This is a genomic window from Halodesulfovibrio sp. (assembly GCF_025210605.1).
In the GTDB taxonomy this organism is placed as follows: domain Bacteria; phylum Desulfobacterota; class Desulfovibrionia; order Desulfovibrionales; family Desulfovibrionaceae; genus Halodesulfovibrio.
Genome location: NZ_JAOARI010000005.1, coordinates 1 through 24,908 on the forward strand (window position 1 = coordinate 1; position 24,908 = coordinate 24,908).

The window sequence follows — 24,908 nt, forward strand, 5'->3', positions numbered from 1 at the left end:
CCCGTGCGCCACTCTACTCATTTCCGAAGAAACTTTCGCGTTCGACTTGCATGTGTTAGGCACGCCGCCAGCGTTCAATCTGAGCCAGAATCAAACTCTCCAGTTTAATAATTCTGTATTGTGACATCCACTGTAAAACAGTGGATGACGCTAGCTGATCTCTAAATCAATCCGATTCGCTATTTAATTGTCAAAGAGCTTTTTCAAAGCTCCGTTCGGCTTTTCGCCTCACGTCGAGATGGCGTTTATGCCAACCCTTTGAAATCTAGTCAACATATTTTTTTAAAAATTTTGACCATTTTTCCTGACTTGTTTTTCAAAGCGCAGAATTCTTTTTTACGAAAACGACACATTCGTGTCAACATGTTTTCAAAAAAAGTCTTGTTACTCGAAAAGCGACTCTTCGCTTCACAAGCAGCGGAGAGGGAATTTACGCTTTTCCTTTTGCAAGTCAACAACTTTTTTAACTTTTTATACTATTATTCTTTAACATTTTGTTTTTTAATTACTTTTCTCCATATGTCACTCAAAAGACGTTGTATCTTATAGTCTGGCGTACTGCTCAAAGATGCGCTACACACTCCCATATACATTAAGGAGAACAATATGGGTTTTTTAAACGCCAGTACTTCATTTACTCGATATAAGATTACAGACCCTGTGCCAAAAGAGCTTTGGCCAGAGATTCCTGAAAAGCTTCGTCAATTTTCTTTCAAAGAAATTGAAGACTCTGCGGAAGAACGCGGTTGGGGCTGGGTATGTTTTGATGATATGTTAGATTCTTATTGGCACACTGCCCCGCCTGAGAAGGGTGCATATCTAACATTTTCTCTTCGCCTTGATACACGCCGCATCCCCGCAGCAGTTATGAAAAAGCATGTTGCGATTGCAATCAAAGAAGAAGAACGCAAAATTAAAGAACAAGGTAAAAAATATGTATCCCGCGAACGCAAAAAAGAGTTGAAAGAGCAAGTACAACTCAAGCTTCGCGCGCGCACTTTGCCAGTCCCTGCGGAATTCCATGTTGTTTGGAACATGCAGACCAATGATGTCTACTTTGCATCCACACAGGCAAAAGTTCTTGAACTGTTTGTCGACTATTTTGCTCAAAGCTTTGGTATCGATCTTGAGCCAATGACTCCATACTCTCTTGCTGTTTCACTCATGGGTGAAGACATCGCAGAAAAACTTGATACCGTTGAACCGGCTCACTTCGCATAGGAGACATCATGGCAGATTATCTTGGTCAGACTACTGATATAATTTTAGGTCAGGAATTTTTAACCTGGCTATGGTTCAGAAGCGAAGTAACAAACGGCAACTTCACTTCCAAAGAAGGACGCCCGTACAATTTATATGTTGAGCAACGTGTATCTGTACAAGGCGGCGAAGGTGAAACCTTAGAAACAGCTACTGTTTCCGGCAGCACCTCTGAATTAAAAGAAGCTCGACTCGGGCTATCCATGGGTAAAAAGGTAACCCGTGCCTTGATTCGTATTGAACAAGATACTGAAGCATGGCAACTTACACTTAAAGCTGAAGATTTTTCTCTAGGTAGTCTTAAAACGCCTAAAGTTGAAAAAGCAGATGCAAATGAGGAAGACGACGTTGATGGTCCATTCCTTGAAAAAATATTCCTTATTGAAAGTTGTCTTACACTGGTAGACGATGCGTACAGAAGTTTTCTGGAAACACGTCTTTCAAATGACTGGAAAGAGACTGTTCAAAGAATGGGACAGTGGCTTAGCAACTCGGAGTAGTACCCAATTATGGAACATGCGCCAGCGAGCGAGGTAACTTCTGCTGTTATCATGCGCCGCATCTTATACAGAATCTGTAAGAAAATCGGCATGACCATGCTGATTCTTCTTGGCATTACAGTCATCAGTTTTTGGGTTATCCACCTTGCTCCCGGCTCTCCTACCGATTTGCAAACAACGTTAAACCCACAGGTGGGTGCGGCAACCCGTGCCCGTCTTGAGCGTTTGTATGGTCTGGATCAGCCAGTGCATGTTCAATACTACCGATGGGTCAAACGCATTGTGCAGTTTGACTTTGGGAAATCTATGTCTGGGGATCATCGTCCGGTCTGGGATAAAATTAAGGAGCGAATGCCGCTGACTATCGGCATGAACGTCACCTCACTTATCCTGACACTGCTCTTTGCAGTTCCTATTGGTGTAGGCGCTGCATACTATCAAGGGCGATGGTTTGATAAAGCAAGCACGGTCTTTGTTTTCATTGGCTTTGCCATGCCCGGCTTTTGGCTTGCACTTCTACTGATGCTTTATTTCGGTATTTACCTGCAATGGCTGCCTATATCCGGACTCACCTCACTGGATTACGACAAATTATCCTTTTGGGGGAAAGCCGGAGATTTGGCACAGCATTTAGCTATGCCTATTTTTATATATACGTTCGGCAGCCTTGCAGGCATGTCCCGCTTTATGCGTTCTTCCATGCTGGAAGTCTTGCGACAAGACTTTATTCTTACAGCCAAAGCAAAGGGACTTCCTTTACATACCGTTATTTATAAACATGCACTTCGCAATGCCCTGCTTCCAGTTATCACTATCCTCGGTCTTTCTGTTCCGAGCCTAATTGGTGGTTCCGTTATTATTGAGTCCATTTTTGCTTTGCCGGGACTGGGGCAACTCTTTTATACATCTGTTCTGGCAAGAGATTATCCTATGATAATGGGGAACCTTGTACTCGGTGCTGTGCTCACCCTTGCAGGAAATATGCTTGCTGACGTGTGCTACGGTCTTGCTGATCCACGCATACGGAATACAGGGGGTAGTGCATAATGCTTTCTATTACCTCCCGTGCTTTCTGGGATAAATACGGCATGCTGTTCATCGGTCTTGTAATTGTAGGGGTTATGACCTTCGCCGCTATACTTTCACCGATCATCTCACCATTTGATCCAGACATGCTCAATTTAGACTACATATTGCAGCCACCTTCTTGGGCACATCCTATGGGAACCGATGCATTAGGACGCGATATTTTCTCTCGCATGCTCCACGGTGCTCGTATTTCTCTTTGGGTCGGTTTTGTCGCTGTCGGTATTTCCATATCAATTGGACTTGTGCTCGGATTAATTGCCGGATACTTTCGCGGCTGGGTAGATGAAACCATTATGCGACTCGTGGATGTCATGCTGTGCTTCCCTTCTTTCTTTCTCATTCTCTCTGTTATCGCATTCCTTGAGCCAAGCTTGGTTAATATAATGATAGTGATCGGTCTTACTTCATGGATGGGCGTAGCTCGTCTTGTCCGTGCAGAGACTCTGAGCCTTCGAGAAAGAGATTTTATTGCAGCATCGCGTCTTGCTGGAGCTTCCTCAACACGCATCATTGCTCACCACATTTTACCGAATGCTCTGGCACCAGTTCTTGTTTCTGCCACACTTGGTGTAGCTGGTGCAATTCTCACAGAATCTGCACTCAGCTTCCTTGGTCTTGGTGTGCAACCCCCCACTGCAAGTTGGGGCAATATGCTGCTAGAAGGAAAACAAGTACTGGAAATAGCACCTTGGCTTTCTATTTTTCCCGGTTGTGCAATACTTATCACCGTGCTCGGGTACAATCTGCTTGGTGAAAGCTTACGCGATCTGTTTGATCCACGCTTGAAGCAGTAAGGTATTTTTTCATATAGCCCTGCGCACATCCCTGAACAACTATTCACTTTTTACATACATATTTACAGGCAAGTATACATGCTCGAACTTCTCCGAATCCGTCATTTGGCGTTAATTGACGATGTGGAACTTGAGTTTTCCGAAAAGATGAATGTGCTTACGGGCGAAACAGGTGCTGGTAAGAGTTTCATCCTCAAGGCGCTGAATTTTCTTACTGGCGAAAAGATGCGTGCAGACTTAGTGCGTGCAGGGGAAGAAAAGGCACAAGTTGAAGCTCTTTTCATAATTGATGGTGAAGAATATATCATTCGCAGAGAGCTAGTTGCAGCTACTGGAAGAAGTCGTCTCTATATTAATGATAAGTTAAGCTCTCAGGAAACAATACGAGCGCTTAAACCTAAATTGCTTGTTCACACCAGCCAGCACGGGCAACAACAACTTCTTCAATCTTCTTTTCAAGAAAAACTGTTGAATGACTACATCCAACGACCAGATTTACTTGAAGAACGCAGCAGCGTTTTAAAAACATTACGCGACATTGCGGCAAAGCAAGTGGAGTTGCGTGAACGCGCACGAACCCTTGAAGACAAGCGAGATTTTCTAGAATTTCAGCAAAAAGAAATTGCTAAAGTCGCTCCCGAAGCAGGTGAAGAAGAAGAACTGGAAGCCAAAAAACAAGAAACTCGTGAACAAGGACTTGTTCAAGAAGCAGTTGAGCATGCATTGGGGCTTTTTTATACCGACAATGGTGCGCTGACAGAAATCATGAGCAGGCTTGAAAACAGTCTTGATGCGGTTTGCCGTTACCTTCCAGAGTATCTTCCAGACACAGAGCGTGTTTTAGAGTTCCGACATACTCTTACAGAAATTGAAACACGCTTGCGTAATCAGCCTATGAACAGACCTGATGAAGATTCGATTGAAGAGATTGAATCTCGCCTGTACGAGCTGGCACAATTGAAACGCAAGTTGAACCGATCTCTTGATGAAATAGTAAACATGCAGGAAGAGATCGAAGAAAATCTCACTTTCTTGGACACCTGTAAACTTGACCTTATTCTTCTTGAAAAACAGGAAGATGAAGCTCGCGGTACCCTTCAAGAAATTCTGGAACAAATCAACAAGCTACGCGAAACACAAGGTAGCGAATTATGCCGTGCTATTGAAAACGAATTAAAAACACTCGGTTTTTCAGAGCATGTCCATGTTGAATTTGAATTTACACCTACAGAAATTTATTCAGAATGCTTTGAGCATAAAGCACGATTAATATGGGTTCCAAACCCCGGACAATCTCCGCAGCCTTTAGACAAAATTGCCTCCGGCGGCGAGCTTTCCCGTTTTCTCCTTGCTGTCGTAGGGTTGATGAATAAGGACGAAACACCGACACTGATTTTTGACGAAGTTGACGCAGGCATAGGCGGGATTACGCTCAATTACGTTGCTGATGCACTCACCAAGCTGGCAGCAGGACAGCAGATGCTTTTGATTACTCACTGGCCACAGCTGGCAGCGCGAGCGGAAAAGCATTTTCTCGTATGTAAGGATGTTCGCGGTAGTGAAACATTCACCAGTTGCGATGCCCTCTCACCTACAGGCATCCGCAACGAGTACGAGCGCATGGCTGGCGGTGGTCAGCAAGGGGAAGCGCTCGCAAGGGAATTGCTCGGCACAGGATAGTGCAGAATTGTATGTTCAAATCGGCTTCAGCTACTTTGATTTTTAGGTAGTTACGCCGAAGTCTGGTAAGAAATGCCTCCGGCGGGCAAGGGACTTGATGTGGATTGCATCCCCCATTACGCGAGAAGATGCGAAGGATAAGCTTCAGCGCGAACAATAGGTTATCAAAAAGAATGTAACATAAAAAAACCGCTTCAGTAGAAGCGGTTTTTTTTAGATTTAAGAAAAGGTGCGTCTTTCGACATGATGCAAGCCCAATAATAGTAACAGTCAATTATGTTGGTTAATTCTGGAAAAGTTAATAGATTCCAATAGAATTAAAACGCAAGAGACATTCCAGCCCGCACGCCATACCCCACATCAGAGTCATCTGTGCCTCCCTGTGGATCTCCGTCCGCATCATAAAAACGCGTGCTGCGAGCAAAATACATTTCCGGTCCTAAGCTCAATTGAAAATCTTCAAGCGGGCTCCAGTTCGCACGCAACGACGCAGTTGCCTTGCTAATCTCTACATAGCCCTCATCATAAGCAGGGTTAGGCTCAGATAAATTGTAGGTTTGGGAATCATACTTAGCCAGAGCGGTAAGAGAAAGCGCATCCGTCATGTGGTACGTAACATTTGTTTCTGGAAAGCCGACTGAAACATCCCATGTTCCGTCAAAATAGCTTACCCCCAAAACAGGAAGCACTGTAGAGTTAACTGAAGTCAACTTTCCCGTCGCTCCAAATTTGAGCATCATGTTCTCATCAAAGCGATAGCCGTATGCCATAGTGCCTGATGCAGAAAAGTTTCCTACCTCTGGATTCTCACGCTCATATTGACGCGCAAGTTCCAACCCGTACAAAAATACTCCGTTTTGCCCTAATGAAACTTCAGAAGAAAGTCCCGCAGCAGCGTACTCTAGAGAATCCCACGAAATATTCGCTCCAGCACCTCCAAGCGCCATCCTCTCTGTATTTTGCCATGAAAACACATCACTGCCAGACGCTTTGGAAGTATTGAAATAAAAACCAGAAGGTTGAGTTCTTTTTATTGAATATGATTTTGCAATATTACGTGCTTCAACGTTTGATGGAGCTTGTTTTTCAATTGATACTTCTCCACCATGAGACATATCTTTTGAAGAGGGCACAACTTGTCCTTCTGCACAAAGTCCATAACTTGCAGAAAGTATGAGTAAAAAAGAACAAGCCATACATAAAAACAATCGTTTCATTGTAAAACCTTTTTCAGTATCAGTAATATTCGCATTACAAATACGTTTCTAAATAAAAAACTGCAACCCCTCTTTTCTTAAATATTGACATTCTATTCTATAATTAAATTTAACATAAAAATTACAGTCAACTATCATTCATATCATCTTTTTTTATTAGTACATGCGTACCGCACAGAAAAGCTACCAACAAGAAGTATCTATCTAACATTATGAGATAGTTCATATAAACAATTCAGATACTCTTTTGCATAAAAAAAAGGGTTCGCAACTTTTGCGAACCCTTTACAGGTAACTATGTGTAGAACCTAATCAGCGACGTCTTCTTCGCGCAACTTCAAGTTAATCTCCATTCGTGCAACATTCACATCATAAAGCCAAACTTTTACAACCTGCCCTAAGGCAAATCTACGCGCCGTTCTTTCACCAATAAGTTCATTTCTTTCAGACAGGTATACATAATAGTCATCGTCAATGCTCGAAAGCCGAACCATACCCTCTGCCATGACCTCTTCAAGCTCAACCCAAAAGCCAAATTCTGCAACACCGGAGATAACACCGGTAAATTCTGCACCGACCTGACTCAGCATATACAACGCAGTAATACGTTTCAGAATTTCTCGCTCTGCTTCCATAGCCACACGTTCGCGCTTATTAAGATGTTCAGCTATTGCTTGAATCTTATCTGTACCGCGCACATGCTCATACCCTTTTACGCCCAACGCACGTTTAAGAGCACGGTGCACTATCAAGTCAGCATAGCGACGGATTGGCGAGGTAAAGTGGCAATAACAATCTGAGGCAAGACCAAAGTGTGTTTGATGTGCCGGAGTGTACTGCGCCTGCATCATTGTACGAAGCGTAAGACGGTTAACCACAAACTCTTGCTCGGTACCTGCCGCCAGCTTCAGAACTACTTGCAAGTTTTCAGGGGTCGGCTCGTTAGGGAAAGATTCGCCCAGCTCTGTTCGATGCAACATTTTAAATAACCCTGAAAGCTTATCCAATTCCGGCTCAGGGTGCACTCGATACAAAAACGGAATCTTCGCCTCTGTAAGGAATCGTGCAACAGCTTCGTTAGCCGCAATCATAAACTCTTCGATCATCATATGACCAAAGTGTCGAACCTTACGGTCAATTGCGATAGGGTCACCTGCAACATCAAAGGTTACAAGAGCCTCAGGCACATCAAAGTCCAAACTTCCGCGCTCGTCACGCTTCTGCTTCAGTGCTCGTGCAAGCTCTTCGGCACGTTCAAGCATTGGAAGAACTGGAGCAATAACAGCCCGTTCTTTTTCATCCTTATCAAGCAAAGCACGCTTTACCTGACTGTACGTCAAACGAGCTTTACTCTGAATAACCGCAGGATAAAATTTAGATTTTCCATAGCTGCCGTCTGCATAAAAATATGTTTCGGCAACCATAGCCAGACGCGGTACACGAGGGTTCAAGCTACATAACCCATTCGACAACGCCACTGGAAACATTGGTTCAACCGATTGCGGGAAATAATATGAGTTTGCGCGATCTACTGCCTCTTGATCGAGAACGGAATCTTCCTGCACGTAGTGGCTGACATCTGCAATAGCAACCCACAACCGATATCCGTCGCGCTGCTCTTCAACATAAACGGCATCATCAAAGTCACGAGCAGTGGAACCATCAATGGTCACAAAATCCAGCTTACGCAGATCAATGCGATCAGCAAAATCTTCTTCCGATGGAACATCCGGCAACCCTTTTGCTGCCTCCACAACATCTTCAGGAAACTCTGTAGGAATATCATGATTTAATTTAACAAGACGTTCCTGCACATTGCCGTCTTCTTCGTGTCCAAGACTTTCCAAAATTTCGGCAGACCAAAGCCCCGGCTCAACCTGTTCTTTAGGTTCAACAACAAGAAGCTCATTTTTACGCGGACGACGCTCAAGGGCATCACCAGTTGCAAGAATGGAGAACGTCAGGCGAGAATCTGTAGGGCGGCATATATAGCCTGCCTTCCCCATTTTTTTGATAACGCGGCACGTAATGGTATCACGTGCGCGCTCAAGAATACGGACAATGCGCCCTTCTTGATTCTTTCCTCTATGCCCCGGCAACAATGCGACAACAACAGTATCACCGTGCATTGCGTTGCCAAAGGCAGATGGCGCTACAAAAATATCCGCACGACGCTTATCATCGGGCAAAACAAATCCTACACCAGAGCGCTGCACCTGCAACCTGCCTGTAATGAGGCGCAAGTTTTTAGTCAGCCCCCATGCACCACCGCGCAGGCGAATAATTTTGCCATCTTTTTCCAGATAATCAATCATCGCCTCAAGATCACGTCTCCATCGCTTGCTCAAGTGCATAAAGCGATAGAAATCGTTCATCTTTAACGGACGCTTCACGTCACGAAAAAGTTCCAGAATATTTTGCGGCGAAATCGGACATTCACCTGATTTCTTTTTTTTCTTTTTTACCATTCTTATACTTATACCACTCGACAGTAAGGAGCACGGTGAACACCCCAAACATGCCGTGGCTATTGTTATATTATTTTTCGTGTTTCAATTTAGGACGCGCGACAGTTGCTGACTTCGATTTTTTCTGTGCTGATTTGGATGTACCCTTGTCAGATTCACCTGACGCAGAGTCATCATGTGCTTTTTTTGTCGCTTTACTTTGAATGCCAGAGCCTTTTCTCAACAAATTCCACTGGTCATGCCACCAGTCTTCAAAGGATTTCCCTGTAAACATTGAGTCACCAAATTCTGTACGCAGGGCAAACGTCCACACTTCAATACCCAGAACATCCGGCACTTTTATAGCATCCTTTGGCGTGCAGACAAGAGGGAATCCCATGTTCCCCATTTCAGCAATTTCTGATTCCGTATATGCATGATGATCTGCAAATCGCTGATGCTTATACGGAGGACGTTTCATAAACCGTTTCGCTGTTTCTTCAACTTGCTGAGGCTCACCTACTCCGTTGAATAAAACATAGTGCTCCAATGTTACAGGAATTTGTTTTGCCCTTGCTTCTTCGTACTTTTCCGTAGCTGCAAGGCTTATTGGCACAAGGTTTTGCGGAACTAATGAAAAACTGAATACAGGCACGCCAAATTGTTCCAACCGTTCGCGAATAACGCTTTTCAACGGTGCCAAGGATTCAGTTTTGATCAAAAATGCATCCGCATGCGCCAACGCGCTTTTATCTTCGCGCCATGAACCTGCTGGAATAACTTTGTCCCACTCAGAAGTTAAATCTTCCGGCTTAAGCAATACTAAATTTATATCACGTTTTACAGCCAAATGCTGAAACCCGTCATCTAATATCATTATTTCCGGTCTAAAACGTTTCTGCGCCCACGCTCCCGAACGTTTTCGGACAGGGTCTACAACAACATGTGCTTTCTGGTGAGTCGTCGCCAGCATCAACGGTTCATCACCAGCTTGTGCCGCAGTGCTTTTAGGTGTGACAAGGTACGGTGTTCTAGGCGGTGTCGCCTTATATCCACGAGTAAGTACAACAGGTACATGATGGTAGCGTTCTGCCCATTCAAGCAACCAGCTTACAACAGGTGTTTTGCCACTTCCGCCCCAGCTAATATTCCCCACGGAAACACAAGGGACACTGGGGGAAAACTGCTCCTTCGCTCCTGACTCATACTGCCTGCGACGGTACGACATAGCAAATGAATAAATTTTACTGAATGGATATAACAATGGAAACAATGCACGCTGCATCGGGAGTGAAGACATAGCCTCTCCTAACGGCTTTCGGGTTCATAACGTGTATATTCTGACATCAAAATATGAAGCATAAAAAGGGGAGAGCCTGTATGGCTCTCCCCTCTAATCGTCAGATGTCAGCAACAGCTATAATTATTTAGTCACGAGTTGCTGCAAACAAGCGAAGCAACATAAGGAAAAGGTTGATAAAATCAAGATACAGGGTAAGTGCACCGAGAATTGTACCGCGGCGTACTGCTGTTGCATCGTTTGCAGGCATGGACTCACCCATTTCGGCAAGGCGCTGGGTATCGTATGCGGTCAAACCGGTAAATACAATTACACCGATAGCGCTGATAACAAGCTGCATCATGCTTGAGCCAATGAAAATATTAACAACCATAGCGATGATAATGCCGAACAGCCCCATCATCATAAAGCTGCCCATACTTGTAAGGTCACGCTTAGTTGTCATACCGTAAAGGCTCATTGCGCCAAACATACCCGCAGCAGTGAAAAATGCTGAGAATACAGTGCTGGATGCATACACAAGAAGAATAGCAGACAAGGTCACACCGTTAAGGGCACTGTAAAGCAAAAACAAACCGGTTGCAGCACCAGCAGAAAGTTTAGCAATACGAGCACTCAGGTACATAACCAGCCCAAATTCAGCGATAATTAACCCGATAAAGGTAAGTTGGCTACTGAAAACAAGCTGCTGAACAGCTGGTGTTGTTGCAGTTAAAAATGCAAACACAGCAGTTACGAGAAGCCCCAGCATCATCCAGCCGTACACACCACGAAGATATGTATTTACCAGTTCAGCACGACGCACGTCAGGTGCGGCTATATTTCGTCCTAACATTCCATCCTCCGGAATTATTTATAGTCTCTTGGTTCTTTTTTAATCCGTAGAGATTACGGTATCAAGCCCACTCCTGTATTGCAAGTTTATCAATACAGATCATTCTGTAAACAAAAAGCCCGGTCAAATTTGACCGGGCTTTCTATGGGCGTACGTTGCAGTCTAATTACAGACCACAGTTGCGAAGATCTTCGCCAAGGTATTCACGTTCGTTTTCACCAAGAATACCTAAGGACAGGGCGATAAGTGTCCAGAGGTGAACAACGTGGTACCCTGCTCCGTAATGTTCGGAGAGGTCATGAATCTGCGAGTGGCAGTTATGACAAGGTGCGATGACATAAGGCGCACCAGTCTTAACAATCTGCTCGTTTTTGATTCTGCCGTAATGGCGACGTGCTTCGGCGTAACCTGCCTGTAAGGATCCGCCACCACCGCCACAACAGTAGTTGTTGGACTTGTTAGGCCATGTATCAATAAAGTTCTCCTCACCGACAACTTTTTTGATAACAAAACGTAACTCATCCGCAGCCATGTCACCAAATCCTTTACGGACAAACTGACATGGATCCTGCACGGTAAATTTAACGTTGTTAACGTTCCAGTCTGAGTTAACCTTCAGTTTACCTTCGCGAATCCAGCGAGCGTAAAGAAGGATAATAGACTCAATTTCAAACTTAGGCTCGATACCAAATTTCTGCATTCCGGACCGGAGTGCGTAAAGTTCGTGGCCTCACTCGGTGTTGAGCCAAACTTTGGCGCCAAGGTCCTCCACAGCCTTAACTTTGGTTCGAACAATTTTTTCCCATGACTCATCGTCAGCTGCGAACATACAATAGTTCTCAGCAGCCCAACCGTTAGAGCCGTATGTCCAGTCATCACCGGTACCGATGTTCATAATTTTCCACAACGGAACCATTTCATCCGGCTCAGTTACCGGCTCACGGGAGTTCTGGTTGAGGTAGTAGGTTTTTCCAAGCTCATCAAACGGTACGGCAAGTTTTTCCATACCTTCCTGCTCGGTCTGCACCTCTTCAAGAACATCTTCCACTACAAACTTAAAGTCTTCAGAGGAAGCACCCATTGCGCTGTGACCAGGGTTACGTAAGGCCACGTCACAAGAGTTAATAATACCTGTAGGACGGTCTTCGCGCGGCCAAGCCTGACGAGCCTGGTACACGAGCTGCGGAATATTAATCTGCATTGGGCAGACATAGGTACACCGCTGACACATGGTACACATCCATACCCAAGGGGTAGAGGTGATTTCTTCATCCATACCCAGTGCAGCAAGACGCAAGAATTTGCGTGGATCCATATCCTCAAGTCCAGTTGCGGGACAGCCTGCAGAACAAGCACCACAAGTAAGACACATGTTGAGGTTGCCACCTTCCGGCAGCAGATCAGCTACACTTTCTATGAAAGAACCACCGCACTCCTTCTCAGGATGCTGCTTTGAATCTGACATATTACATTTACTCCTTAACCGCTTAGCGCTGCTCTTTGTGTTGCGTTAAAAAAACAAAGCGGATTACGCTCTACTATAATGGGTTAGCGCCTGAGACAAGATAAAGAACGCAACTTCCTTCATAATTCATATTTTTACCTGAAAAATATGTGCACACTAAAAGTTATTGCACTCTTTATTGCAGTTCTACCTACATTTTTTATAGCATCTAATTTATAGTAAACAATGCATAAATAATAACAGGCTGTAGAAGAACTAAAATAGTCGCCAATCCCGAAAGGTTACGCACTTCAAAGTGGCGCAACCTCTTTTATACATTCTTCGCATAGCGGTTCACCATCCTCTTAACAGCATTTTTGCTTTCCGTCATACTGATTATCAATGAAACCGGTTAACTTTGCATTTTATTGACATCAACATGATTTTATTGGTATTTTGCAGCGCAAACAAACTGGTTGCACAATTTATTTCATTTGAGAATAACACGAATACTAAGCTGTTATTTTCTGGTACATTCTACCATCTTCTACAACTACATACTTGACCAGTCGCCAAGTATGTTCTACCTGAGAATTACGCCCGCACTGTCGGGCGCTTTTTCTTGTGGAGAAGAAGCGGTATCCTGATCGCTGGAAAAAAGCAGGAAAGAATTTTTTAAGGGAAAAATGATGAGCAGTATTCCTATTTCTATTGAAGGCTTTGAAAAAGTAAAAAAAGAGCTTGAGGCTCTGAAAAAAGAGCGTCCTGAAGTTATTCAGGCTATTAAAGAAGCTCGTGAAGAAGGCGACCTCAGTGAAAACGCTGGGTACGACGCTGCACGTGAACGTCAGGGCATGCTCGAAGCACGCATCTCCTACATTGAATCACAGATGGCTCGCTACAATGTTATCGATCTCAAAACTCTCGGCGGCGACAAAGTAACCTTTGGTGCAACTGTAGAGATTGAAGACCTTGATTCTGGCGAAGTGAAAAAATACACTCTGCTCGGTCCAGACGAAGCAGACTACCAGAATGGCAGCATTTCCGCACTTTCTCCTGTCGGCAAAGCAATGCTCGGCAAAGAAGAAGGCGACGAATTTGTTGTAAACGCACCTAAAGGACGTATTTCTTACGAAATCGTTTCTATTGAATTCGATCATTAGTAGCAGGGCATCCATTGGATGCCATCACTGTCTCTGCTAAGAGAAAAAGCCATGCCTCATCATTATATCATGATGAGGCATGGCTTTTTTACATTCAACTTTCTGAATGTCGGATTACGCTGTTTTTTTCAGTTTTTTGTCCAGCAGCTCAAGTACTTTCAAGGCTTCTGCAAACTCAGAATTAACTTCTACTGCCTTAGCCAACATGACACGTGCTTTTTCATACTCTTTAATTTCAATAAGCACTCGCCCTATATTATACAGCAAGTGTTCATCCAGCTTCGAAAGCTTTTGTGCTCTACTGTAAAATTGTAATGCTTCGGCAAACAGCTTGTTTTTTCGAAGCTTAATTCCAAACTCATTGAACATATGTTTATGTTCTTCACTGAATGCGGCTTCAATACCAACCAGTTTAGAAAAAACTTGCTGCCCTTTATCGGTTTCATTTCTATCAAGATAAGTAAGACCAAGACCGAATGTTGCGCGAACATTCGCCTCATCCATTTCCAGCACTTGTAGAAACTCAACTTCAGCCCCGTACGGCTGTCCATTTACTCGCAAGCGCTCACCTCTGGCAATACCCTGAGCTACTTTACGCATCGCAGGAAAAATCTTTTCCTGATAAAAAGCAGGCTCAGGAGAATACTCAGCCATCAAAATATCAAACGAGACTTTATCGTATTTTTCAAACGGAATATGATTTTTATTGAGCTTCCAAATGGTAATATCTCCATTACCTTCCTGCTCTGCATATACCATTACTGAAACTTTATTTGCTCGTTTCGTAGCCCCAAAACCAACTCGAATCAGCTTGGTAACAGAAAAAGCCCCCCGAATAGGCTGCTTCTCATGGCTTCCATTCATGTTCATCCCTCTCAGCAAGTAAAATATGCTGACTACAACCTGTTAATACAGAATAAATTAACCATACAGTGTTGTTATGCCGTTACATAATCATGCTAACGGGCATATGTCATCCTTTTATGGTACAATTTTCCGAATTGAAGCATTACGGAGGATATATGTCCCGTTATCTATGCATTCACGGTCACTTTTACCAGCCCCCTCGCGAAGACCCGTGGCTTGGCGAAATCATGCCCGAAGGTAGCGCCGCGCCAATGTTAAACTGGAATGAACGTATAACACGCGAAAGTTATACTCCTCTTGCATTTGCAAAACGACTTAACAGCGACGGCCACATTATAGAACTAGTCAATTGTTATGAATGGATCAGCTTTAATGTAGGTCCTACTCTCATGCGTTGGATGGAAACTGCATTCCCTGCAATCTATCAACGCATTATTGATGCAGATAAATCCAGCATGCGAAGATTCGGACATGGCAATGCCATAGCACAAATATACCATCACACAATTCTTCCACTTGCAAAGGAACGCGATAAAGATCTTGAAGTCCAGTGGGCGATTCAAGATTTTGAAAAACGCTTCGAACGCAAGCCCGAAGGCATGTGGCTTGCTGAATGCGCTGTGGATACTCCTACGCTGGAAACACTGGCAAAGCATGACATCAAATTTACTATCCTATCTCCGCATCAAGCAGATGCATTAGAAGATAATGGAGAATGGTACAATATTAATGGCGACACATTTGATACGTCCATCCCATACAGAGTAGATCTTCCAAGTGGTCGTTCCATTGCTATATTCTTTTATGATGCCGCTATTTCGCAGGCTGTCGCCTTTGAAAAATTACTCTCCAATGGAGACACTTTCTGGAATAAAATCAAATCATTTTCTAACAACGGCATATTGACAGTTAGCACAGACGGGGAAACCTACGGTCATCATTTCAAATTTGGCGAAATGGCACTTGCACATGTCATTGACAATGCACGCTCTGCCCGCGATGGCATAGAACTTACCAATCTGGCGGCATTTCTTGCCAGCAACCCACCGCAACAAAAAGTGCGCCTGCATCAACCCTCCGCGTGGAGCTGTTCGCACGGCGTTGAACGCTGGCGCAGTAACTGCGGCTGTACAGCCGGAGGGCATCCTGAATGGCAACAAGAGTGGCGCAGACCATTACGCGACGCCATGAATTTTATGAAAGAATGCGTGGATAACTTTTTCGATTTAAAAGCTGGTGACTATTACGAAGCACCGGAAAAAGCACTCTGCGAATATGGGCACGTCCTTTCCGGCAGCACTCACTGGGACGAATTTCTTTCCAAACATGCCCGCGGAAGGCTTAGTGAACAGCAACGCCATGAAGCAATCCTTCTCCTATTTATGCAGGAACAGGCACTCTCTGGCTTTGCAAGCTGTGCATGGTTTTTTGATGAATTAACCCGCATTGAACCCAAGAATGCGCTCTCATTTGCACTGCATGCTCTTGATATTCTAGCGGAGTTCGAAGGGCATACAAGACTCGATGATTTTGCCGAAATTCTTGCAGACGCAGTCTCTAATAAAAAAGGACACGAAACAGGAAAAGAACTGTTATATGAAAGGATTTTGCCACGCAGAGAATCTGAAGCCTCTATTTTGCTACAGGCGCTACTACTCCTTAGCAATGACAATTACTTCCCGCAAAAAGGAAAGACCTATCTCGTCACATGGAGTAACATTACGGTCAAGGTTACGCCGGAAAATATCGAGGACAACCATTTTTCTGGAAAAGCAATTATGTTCTGGAAAGACTCCACCTTCGGTATCAACATAAGCTGGCAGTACGCCAAGCTTCCAGCCGGATTTATGAACAGCTCCACTGTCACAGCTACAATCGAAAACAAAGGCGCCCAGAGTTGTATTTACACAGCGCTGCCGCGCAACAAGCGGCAATCTATCACTGTGCATTTTATGCAGCATGTTCTTGATGATCTTATAGCAACATATACTCCACTCGGTCTGGACGCCACAGTCTTGTTTGAAACATGGACAGAAGGACAAAAAGATCAACCGGCAGGACATCTATGGGATGTAGTGTGCCCTGCTCTGATTGAAGGTTACATTTTCTCTGAGCACTGCGAAGTGCAGTTAAAAACAAAACAGATTGCATGCTTGCGCCACTACTTGCAGCAATGGATTACCCGCAAGCAGTATGACCCTGTAATGACGCTCAAAAAAGTAGAAGCAAAAATAATCCGAATGTTGTCCGATGACGATCCGGCGTACTTTAAAACAACAGGCATTCTTGAACGAGCGCGAGAGTTGTTCCCGTATGCTCCAATGGACGATCTGCTTTACTTCCTGTGGCAGGAAAAACAACATGATCCGTATATCCGAAAGATCGCCCGATTCGTCAACTTAGAACTGCCATAGCACCACACTAAGCACAAAAAGGATGGAGGATATCCCCTCCATCCTTTTCTTTTTATGGTTAAAAAACGAGTCACAAAGTTATCACATTGCGACACAGACTTGTGCAACATGCGACACTCTTTTGTCACACGGGTTCATTAATTTCCTCCCATCACAACAACGAAACAATGCTTTCAATCTTGGAGGAAATATCATGCGTCCTTGGAATTATATTCTGACTGCCTTTTTGATTATCTGCCTTGCTGTCCCTGCTTTTGCAAATAACACTGTAACTGTAAAAGGCTCTACCACTGTGCTGCCAATTATGCAGGGTGCTGTGGAAGCATTTATTGCAGAAACCGGTATTCCGGTTGCTGTTTCAGGCGGTGGCTCATCAAACGGCATCAAAGCACTTCTGGATGGCAGTACCGATGTTGCCATGGCATCCCGCAAGATGAAGGGTAAAGAAATCAAGCTTGCTGAATCCAAAAAACTCACTCCTGTTGAACACATCATCGCTTTGGATGCTGTTATCCCTATCGTACACCCATCTAACCCGATAAATAACCTTACCTCAGCTCAACTAAAGGCTATTTACGAAGGTAAAGTAACCAACTGGAAAGAAGTTGGCGGCACAGATGGTAAAATCGTCGTTATTTCCCGTGACACGTCTTCCGGCACCTACGAGACATGGCACAAAATCGTAATGCAAAAAGCCCGCGTATTCCCCGGTGCGCTGCTTCAAGCTTCCTCCGGCGCAGTGTTGCAGGCGGTATCTAAAAACAAAAATGCCATTGCATATGATGGCATTGGCTACATCAACGATTCCGTAAAGCCTCTTTCTGTAGACGGTATTGTAGGCAGCGCTGCCACAGCAAAAGACAAGTCATACCCTGTAGCACGCACGTTACAGATTTATACTTCTTCCGCCCCTTCTCCTGAAGCATCCAAGCTTGTTGAATTTATCCTCTCCCCTAAAGGTCAGGATCTCGTAGAAAAAGCGGGCTTTATCCGCCGCTAACACACAGCTGATAACACCAGCCTGCCTTTCTGCGACACAGTGGAAAGGCAGGCTTCATGCATCTGCACTCTTGGGGGCATACTATGCGGATTTCGAGACAACAGAGAGAGATGGCGATTCATGGTAGTTTTTTTGCCATTGCTTCAACAAGCATTCTCGTTCTTACCCTCATAATGGTTTTTCTCATTATGGAGGGATTACCAATTTTTCAGCATGTGTCTGTGCCGGATTTTGTATTCGGTTCTTACTGGTATCCTACCGATGACCCAGCGGATTTCGGCATACTACCAATGATCACAGGCTCACTTGCGGTAACAGCCCTTTCTTCCTGCATCGCTATCCCTCTAGGGTTAATGACGGCAATTTATCTCGCTGAAATTGCGACACCGCGCATGCGTACTATCATCAAGCCACTAGTGGAGATGCTACAAGCGTTACCTTCTGTGGTAATTGGTTTCTTCGGTATGGTTGTTATCGCACCGTTACTTCAAGACTGTTTTGGCATTGCGACGGGACTTAACCTATTCAATGCATCTGTCATGCTGGCATTTATGGCAGTACCTACCATTACCTCTATTGCTGAAGACGCAATCTACAGTGTGCCAGAAGAACTTAGAGCTGCCTCTCTCGCATTGGGCGCTACCAAATGGCAGACTATTGCCAACGTTGTCATCCCTGCATCGCTATCAGGAATCAGCACTGCGGTTATTTTAGGAATGGCACGCTCTATAGGTGAAACTATGGTTGTTCTCATGGTCGCTGGCGGTGCCGCAATGACACCTTCTTCTCTGTTTGACCCAGTACGCCCAATGCCTGCATCTATTGCTGCTGAAATGGCAGAAGCACCATTCCAAAGCGAACATTACTACGCACTATTCGCTACAGGCATGGTTCTGTTCCTGTTCACCTTAGTATTTAACATTCTTGCTGCATACATAGCCGAAAAGAAAAAACAGACCGGAACAGCGACCTTATAACGGGAGAAATAGTATGTCACAGTTAGCAGAACCTACAAGCACATCCATAATGCAGCATATGCCCGAAACGTCCGAAGCCAACAATCTACGTCACATTATGCAAACGATTATGTTCACACTTTTTAAAGTAAGTGTGGCGATCAATGCTCTTGCTCTTGCTGTTATCTGCGGTTTTGTCCTGTATTTCGGTGCCCCTGCTATTTCATTGGAATTTTTATTAGAAAGCCCACGCGAAGCAATGACCCAAGGCGGCATTTTCCCATGTATTCTTGGAACCATTGCGCTGTCCTATGGTTCCATGCTTATTGCACTCCCTTGGGGCGTTGCTACTGCGATCTACCTGCATGAATACGCTAAGCCCGGTAAGGTGGTACATATTATACGGCTTGCCATTAACAACCTTGCTGGTGTTCCTTCTGTTGTATTCGGTCTATTCGGTCTTTCGTTATTTGTGACAATGCTCGGCATGGGTGTTTCCTTGCTTGCCGGAATGCTTACGCTGGCTGCGCTTGTTCTTCCGCTTATTATCGGTGCTTCAGAAGAGGCATTGCGGAGCGTATCCCCAACGTATAGAGAAGCGTCTCTCGGGCTGGGTGCTACAAAATGGCAGACTATTTATCGTATTGTTCTTCCTTCCGCTGCGCCGGGCATTCTTACAGGAGCAATTCTTTCTGTCGGACGTGCTGCTGGCGAAACCGCAGCTATCATGTTTACCGCAGCAATGTTTTTCTCACCACTTTTGCCACAATCTATTTTCGACAGTGTAATGGCTTTGCCATACCATATTTATGTACTGGCAACAGCAGGGACTAACATTGAGCAAACAAGGCACTTGCAGTACGGCACTGCGCTTGTACTTATTGCATTAGTTCTCAGCATGAATTTCTTTGCCATTATGCTCCGTTCCCGTATGCAACGTAAGCTTTCATAACGGCTCCTTCAGACTCAGCCTTGTCTATATGTCGTGCCCGCAGATATACTATTTGCGGGCGCTCCCCTATATCCCTTTCCTCGAAAACCCATCGTTAGCATTAACACTTCTCGTGTTATCCGTTGCTACCTGCCAATATTGTGTGTATTTTGAAAAAAAATGCAGGGGGCTGCTATGCCAAATAACAAATATCTTTTGGATGACGTAGATTTTTATGAAATTCGTAACAGAAATGAAAGCCGTGTAATCAAAATTATGAAGAAGGTTATGGAGACCCCTCCATACTACAAGCCTTCTAAAAAAGATCTTTTTGATATCTATGCCCTGTCATTAAATGCGTTACCAGCACGGTACGCACAACAGGGAACAATAGTGCTGCGCGACCCTGTTCGGGATGCGGAAATTGAAGATGCCGTCCGTAAGGCATTTGCCATTGTGGTAGAAAATCCAAAAGTGTAGTTGAGAATTACTTATGATCTCCATCGATACCCATATTCACACAAAATATTCCCACGGCAAAGCGACACCTCAAGAAATGTATAATGCTGCCCTTGAAAAAGGCTTGAAGGTGTTCGGCTTTTCGGAACATTCAGCACGTCCGTCCGGTATGGATTACCCCCGTGAATATCGGGAGCATCTGGCAGCACATTGGGACATCTATATCGAACAGGTAACCGCCTTAAAAAATAATAATGACGGCGTTACTGTTCTACTAGGTATTGAGATGGACTGGATGGAGGGGAATGAAGAGTTCATACGTGCAGAGCTTGCGAAAAATTCTTATGACTATGTGCTCTGTGGCATCCATTTTTTAGAAAACTGGGGCTTCGACTACACAAAAGCTGATTGGGAATCCCTTAAAGACGACGAACTGACAGCCATCTACGAAAAATACTTCAACACAATGGTCACCATGGCGCGAACGGGCATTTTTAACACCATCGCACACCCTGATATCATTAAAATCTTTTCTTGCAGCTACTTTTCACAATGGATTGCAACAAAGGAAGCGCAACAGCTGGTGACAGAAGCATTGACTGCGGTACGTGATGCTGGAATGTCTATGGAAATTTCTTCTGCCGGAATCCGTAAACTCTGTCAGGAAATTTACCCATGTGAAACCGTGATGGGAATCGCGAGCAAGCTTGAGCTGCCTATCACCTTCGGTTCCGACGCCCATTCCACTATGTCCGTTGCCTATAGCTTTGACAAACTGGAAGAATACGCGCGACGTTTTGGATACTCCGAAAGTGTTTATTTTAAGAATGGCAAAATGCATTCTCGACCATTTTAACTGATAACCATGCTACATAAAAATTCTACGTTCAATGGTTTCATACAGATTGCTGGTGTGCATGACGTGCAAGAAGCACAGATGCTTGCAGACTGCGGCGTGCATAGCGTCGGACTACCGTTGCGGCTGCCAGTTAATAAAGAAGACCTGACAGAAGGTGAAGCGCGTGACCTGATTAAACAGATTCGTGCCCAGATTCTTCCTGTCTGCATCACATATTTAGACAAAGCAGATGCTATCATTCAATTCTGTAAAGAACTTGATGTTACCCATGTTCAATTACATGGAGAGATTGCAACATCTGAATTGCAAAAACTTGCAGAGCTTGCTCCGCAACTCTTCGTTATTAAATCACTTGTAGTAAAGAGTGATGGAAGCAACAAGGATGCCCTACTCCACACAGTGGATGAAACTGCACTCTATGTTGATGCGTACATTACGGACACCCACAATCCCGCAACCGGAGCAGACGGTGCTACAGGGTTAACGCATGACTGGAACATTTCTGCCCTGCTAGTACAGCACTCACCACATCCTGTCATTCTTGCTGGTGGGCTTACTGCAAATAATGTTGCTGAAGCCATTCTCAACGTAAAGCCAGCAGGCGTAGACGCCCATACAGGCGTTGAAGACTCCTCTGGTAGAAAAAGCCGCCCACTGGTACACTCCTTTGTAAAAGAAGCAGCAAAAGCCTTCGTAAAACTGCGCGATTAATCGCGTCTCTGCCAAGTAATCAGGGCACATGCGGCACTTCTCTCTTCTTGTTAATTACCGTAATTTGCAGTATGTACCCTGCGTGGGTTAAATTTTTTTTATGAGCTGGCAGGCTCAACAGACAAGGAGTAGCAGGATGGATTTTGTTTACTTTTTCATTGGATTATTCGCAGTGCTGGGCGCATTGTACTACATCAAAAAATCAAGCTAAGTACCGTTGTACTTTGCTTCTAGTGGCAAAGTAACCGGTATACCGGTCTATCTGGGACATGAACTTACGTAGTACATGTCCTTTTTTTGTGCTCCGAATCACACCATTACTCTCAATATTTCATTATGGTCTCGCTCTTAGAGCGAGTTTTTTCGTGTTAACAGCTACGCATGCTGTGCCTGTATCGTTTGATTTTATGCTCCACGAAACTCTTTCGTTGTTACAAAAATATCTGCCATGCATTACACAAATTCGATGCAACCAAGTAAAAAAAGACATTACCTTTCGTTATCCTAAGGTATGTTTTATCTTTTTTGTCGCACAGCTGACAGATACAGCAGCATATTGGAATATAATTATCGCATAGCAATGCTGCTTTTTCACTAACTGTAGATGAGGTTTGTAGACTATGTCTCAACAGATTATAACGCCCCATATTCTCCGGCGCGTTATCCAATGTTTTTTTCTTTTTTTCTGTCTTTTTATCGGGTTCCGTTTGTTTCAACACTTCATGTGGGCGACCGGACAATCTTCTGTTTTCGTAGCAAAACCTCCTTCAGTTGAAGCGTTTTTACCTATCAGCGCCCTCATGGCAGCCAAGCAATTTATTCTTCGGCACAAATGGGATATGGTGCACCCCGCAGGATTAACCCTCTTTTTTGCTTTTATCTGGATGTCCTTACTCTTCCGCAAAAGCTTCTGTGGCTACATCTGTCCTGTAGGTTTTGCATCCAACCTTGTTGAGCAATTGGGGCGCAAATTTGGCTTACAAAAAGAGTTACCTGTCAAAGTAGAACGGATTCTCGCTGCACCAAAATACATTTTACTTGCAGGATTTGCCTACTTTATTCTTATCAAAATGAGTGCTCGTCAAATTGAAAGCTTTTTGACACTTCCATACAACTACGTTGCTGACTCTAAAATGCTCGCTTTTTTTATTTCGCCATCAGCAACCACGCTCATTATCTTGGCAAGTATTACGGTGAGTTCACTGTTTATACGTAACTTCTGGTGTCGTTTCTTGTGTCCTTATGGCGCACTGTTAGGATTATGTTCAACCTTCAGCCCAACCGCGATTAAACGTAACCCGGAAGCATGTATTTCGTGCGGCAAATGTAGAAAAATATGTCCATCTGCTATTCATGTTGATGAACGGGAACTTGTTCATTCCCCAGACTGTATAGGCTGCACAGAATGCGTGGGGGTATGTCCTGTACCTGATTGCCTCACCACCAGTTTTTTCAATAAAAAAACACCAGTCGCAATTATTGCTGTGGGGTGCATCTGTGTGTTGCTACTCTTCTATGGCATAGCCGTATTCACTGGACACTGGTACTCCGATGCTCCACCACATATCATTCAAAAATTCCATATGATGATTTTCAACAAATAGCGTTTGAACATATAAAGACCGCAATCTGTTACATACTGATTGCGGTCTTTTCTATGGTATCAAGCGTAACCAGCCTCTAGCAAAACCAAAGCGCCAAAACGTAATTTTTATGCGCAGCAAGCAATAAAACACACACACCGCCATAAGCTTTTCTACACAAAAGGTTGCCTTTTCTCTGGTACGTCTTATACATTCTGGATAAGAAGGTATTCATATTCATTCAGTCAACGATCATTTTCGCAAGGAGACTCGATAACAATGACAAGCAACTTAAAAACAATGATGTTACTCGCGCTGCTTTCCGGTATTATTATCGTCCTCGGCGGTGCCTTGGGCGGTAAGGGCGGCATCATCATCGCTTTTGCACTGGCGCTTATTATGAACGTAGGCAGCTATTGGTATTCAGATAAAATTGTTCTGCGCATGTACGGTGCACAGGAAGTAGGGCCGCACGATGCCCCTATGCTGCACCAGATTGTTGAAGAACTTGCATACAAAGCAAATATTCCTAAACCACGCATCTGTGTTATCCCAGAGCAGGCGCCGAACGCCTTTGCAACCGGACGTGACCCTGAACATGGCGTAGTGGCAGTAACACAGGGCATCATGCAGCTGCTTTCTACAGAAGAATTGAAAGGTGTGCTGGCACATGAGATTGGGCACATCACGAACCGTGATATTCTTATCCAATCTGTTGCAGGCGTTATGGCATCAGCAATCGTCAGCATCGCTAACTTTATGCAGTTTGCCGCAATTTTCGGTTTTGCAGGTGGCGACGACGAAGAAGGATCAAACCCGTTTGCTGCTTTGCTGCTTGCGTTCGTAGCGCCTATTGCCGCAAGCCTCATTCAGTTTGCTATATCCCGCTCCCGCGAATATCTTGCTGATGATACAGGCGCACAGCTTTCTGGAAACCCATTGTACTTAGCTTCCGCGCTTGAAAAGCTTAACGCATACTCACAACAGGTACCAATGCAACACGGCGGGGAAGCAACTGCCCATATGTTCATTGTAAATCCATTCAATGGCGCGAACATGGCAAAACTTTTCAGCACGCACCCACCTATTGAGGAACGTGTCAGCCGACTTCGCAACATGGCACACAGATAGCCACCGTTGCCTTGTTCAGTATCAGGGTGAATCAACTCTGTGCAGAACAAAAAATGAGTACAGTTTGGCTTAAAAGGTTAGCCCAGCCTTTTTCATCACCAGAAAACTGTACGTATCGACATTAATCAAGGTCTCGCAATTGCGAGACCTTTTTTTACGTGCCAAGAACATACCCAACGTTAGTCTGCCTACCTTACCCGCGCCTATCTCAGGGAAAAACATTCCTCGCCTCCATATAAAATCTTCCGTTTATGGACATCCCCCTTAC

Annotated in this window: 21 protein-coding genes and 1 rRNA gene; 15 read left to right on the plus strand and 7 right to left on the minus strand. The window is 44.4% G+C overall.

Going from position 1 to position 24,908, the window contains the following annotated elements:
- Positions 1-106, minus strand: a 16S ribosomal RNA gene (locus N4A56_RS02270); the annotation flags it as partial.
- A gap of 500 nt (positions 107-606) precedes the next feature.
- Between N4A56_RS02270 and rdgC the strand changes: the two genes are divergently transcribed.
- The 5 genes from rdgC (at position 607) to N4A56_RS02295 (ending at position 5,323) form a co-directional block, all read left to right on the plus strand.
- The gene (gene rdgC, locus N4A56_RS02275) at positions 607-1,221 is read left to right on the plus strand and encodes a recombination-associated protein RdgC (RefSeq protein ID WP_293668583.1); all 615 of its coding nucleotides are present in this window, start codon (positions 607-609) and stop codon (positions 1,219-1,221) included.
- An 8-nt stretch (positions 1,222-1,229) separates the two neighbouring features.
- Positions 1,230-1,760 carry a hypothetical protein gene (locus N4A56_RS02280; RefSeq protein WP_293668581.1) on the plus strand — a complete coding sequence of 177 codons (531 nt, stop codon included), beginning with the start codon at positions 1,230-1,232 and terminating at the stop codon, positions 1,758-1,760.
- A gap of 51 nt (positions 1,761-1,811) precedes the next feature.
- Positions 1,812-2,807: an ABC transporter permease gene (locus N4A56_RS02285; protein WP_293668585.1), complete on the plus strand. Its 996-nt coding sequence runs from the start codon at positions 1,812-1,814 to the stop codon at positions 2,805-2,807.
- On the plus strand, positions 2,807-3,643 hold the full coding sequence (locus N4A56_RS02290) for an ABC transporter permease (protein ID WP_295544794.1): 837 nt from the start codon (positions 2,807-2,809) through the stop codon (positions 3,641-3,643). Before N4A56_RS02285 ends, N4A56_RS02290 begins: the two co-directional genes overlap by 1 nt.
- 78 nt (positions 3,644-3,721) lie before the next feature.
- Positions 3,722-5,323: an AAA family ATPase gene (locus tag N4A56_RS02295; protein WP_295544796.1), complete on the plus strand. Its 1,602-nt coding sequence runs from the start codon at positions 3,722-3,724 to the stop codon at positions 5,321-5,323.
- A gap of 317 nt (positions 5,324-5,640) precedes the next feature.
- Here the strand turns inward: N4A56_RS02295 and N4A56_RS02300 are convergent, their stop codons facing one another.
- The 5 genes from N4A56_RS02300 to N4A56_RS02320 all read right to left on the minus strand — a co-directional run bounded on the left by N4A56_RS02300 (position 5,641) and on the right by N4A56_RS02320 (position 12,587).
- Positions 5,641-6,540, minus strand: coding sequence for a DUF6268 family outer membrane beta-barrel protein (locus N4A56_RS02300; RefSeq protein WP_295544798.1), 900 nt, complete (start codon positions 6,538-6,540; stop codon positions 5,641-5,643).
- Between the two features lie 308 nt (positions 6,541-6,848).
- Positions 6,849-9,008, minus strand: coding sequence for a ribonuclease R (gene rnr, locus N4A56_RS02305; RefSeq protein ID WP_295544800.1), 2,160 nt, complete (start codon positions 9,006-9,008; stop codon positions 6,849-6,851).
- Positions 9,009-9,078: 70 nt separating this feature from the next.
- Positions 9,079-10,287 carry a tetraacyldisaccharide 4'-kinase gene (gene lpxK, locus N4A56_RS02310; RefSeq protein WP_295544802.1) on the minus strand — a complete coding sequence of 403 codons (1,209 nt, stop codon included), beginning with the start codon at positions 10,285-10,287 and terminating at the stop codon, positions 9,079-9,081.
- A 127-nt stretch (positions 10,288-10,414) separates the two neighbouring features.
- Positions 10,415-11,122: a Bax inhibitor-1/YccA family protein gene (locus N4A56_RS02315; RefSeq protein WP_295544803.1), complete on the minus strand. Its 708-nt coding sequence runs from the start codon at positions 11,120-11,122 to the stop codon at positions 10,415-10,417.
- 166 nt (positions 11,123-11,288) lie between these two features.
- Complete coding sequence (locus N4A56_RS02320) at positions 11,289-12,587, minus strand: (Fe-S)-binding protein (RefSeq protein ID WP_293668574.1); 1,299 nt, start codon at positions 12,585-12,587, stop codon at positions 11,289-11,291.
- Positions 12,588-13,255: 668 nt separating this feature from the next.
- Between N4A56_RS02320 and greA the strand changes: the two genes are divergently transcribed.
- Positions 13,256-13,729, plus strand: coding sequence for a transcription elongation factor GreA (gene greA / locus N4A56_RS02325; protein ID WP_293668572.1), 474 nt, complete (start codon positions 13,256-13,258; stop codon positions 13,727-13,729).
- A gap of 114 nt (positions 13,730-13,843) precedes the next feature.
- Here the strand turns inward: greA and N4A56_RS02330 are convergent, their stop codons facing one another.
- Positions 13,844-14,593, minus strand: coding sequence for a Tfp pilus assembly protein PilF (locus tag N4A56_RS02330; RefSeq protein WP_295544805.1), 750 nt, complete (start codon positions 14,591-14,593; stop codon positions 13,844-13,846).
- 158 nt (positions 14,594-14,751) lie between these two features.
- Here N4A56_RS02330 and N4A56_RS02335 point away from each other — a divergent pair, with 158 nt between their 5' ends.
- The 9 genes from N4A56_RS02335 to htpX all read left to right on the plus strand — a co-directional run bounded on the left by N4A56_RS02335 (position 14,752) and on the right by htpX (position 24,640).
- The gene (locus N4A56_RS02335) at positions 14,752-17,010 is read left to right on the plus strand and encodes a DUF3536 domain-containing protein (protein WP_293668570.1); all 2,259 of its coding nucleotides are present in this window, start codon (positions 14,752-14,754) and stop codon (positions 17,008-17,010) included.
- A gap of 193 nt (positions 17,011-17,203) precedes the next feature.
- Positions 17,204-18,010 carry a phosphate ABC transporter substrate-binding protein gene (locus tag N4A56_RS02340; protein WP_295544807.1) on the plus strand — a complete coding sequence of 269 codons (807 nt, stop codon included), beginning with the start codon at positions 17,204-17,206 and terminating at the stop codon, positions 18,008-18,010.
- 83 nt (positions 18,011-18,093) lie between these two features.
- The gene (pstC, locus tag N4A56_RS02345) at positions 18,094-18,987 is read left to right on the plus strand and encodes a phosphate ABC transporter permease subunit PstC (RefSeq protein ID WP_295544809.1); all 894 of its coding nucleotides are present in this window, start codon (positions 18,094-18,096) and stop codon (positions 18,985-18,987) included.
- 49 nt (positions 18,988-19,036) lie between these two features.
- On the plus strand, positions 19,037-19,918 hold the full coding sequence (pstA, locus tag N4A56_RS02350) for a phosphate ABC transporter permease PstA (protein ID WP_295544818.1): 882 nt from the start codon (positions 19,037-19,039) through the stop codon (positions 19,916-19,918).
- A gap of 174 nt (positions 19,919-20,092) precedes the next feature.
- Entirely contained in the window at positions 20,093-20,377 is a 285-nt protein-coding gene (locus N4A56_RS02355; protein WP_293668564.1) for a late competence development ComFB family protein, read from the plus strand.
- A gap of 13 nt (positions 20,378-20,390) precedes the next feature.
- Complete coding sequence (locus tag N4A56_RS02360) at positions 20,391-21,212, plus strand: histidinol-phosphatase (protein WP_295544810.1); 822 nt, start codon at positions 20,391-20,393, stop codon at positions 21,210-21,212.
- Between the two features lie 9 nt (positions 21,213-21,221).
- Positions 21,222-21,926, plus strand: coding sequence for a phosphoribosylanthranilate isomerase (locus N4A56_RS02365; RefSeq protein WP_295544812.1), 705 nt, complete (start codon positions 21,222-21,224; stop codon positions 21,924-21,926).
- Between the two features lie 620 nt (positions 21,927-22,546).
- A complete protein-coding gene (locus N4A56_RS02370) occupies positions 22,547-23,530 on the plus strand; it encodes a 4Fe-4S binding protein (protein ID WP_295544814.1) in 984 nt (327 codons plus the stop codon).
- A 258-nt stretch (positions 23,531-23,788) separates the two neighbouring features.
- Entirely contained in the window at positions 23,789-24,640 is an 852-nt protein-coding gene (gene htpX, locus N4A56_RS02375; protein ID WP_295544816.1) for a zinc metalloprotease HtpX, read from the plus strand.
- The last annotated feature ends 268 nt before the right edge of the window (positions 24,641-24,908 follow it).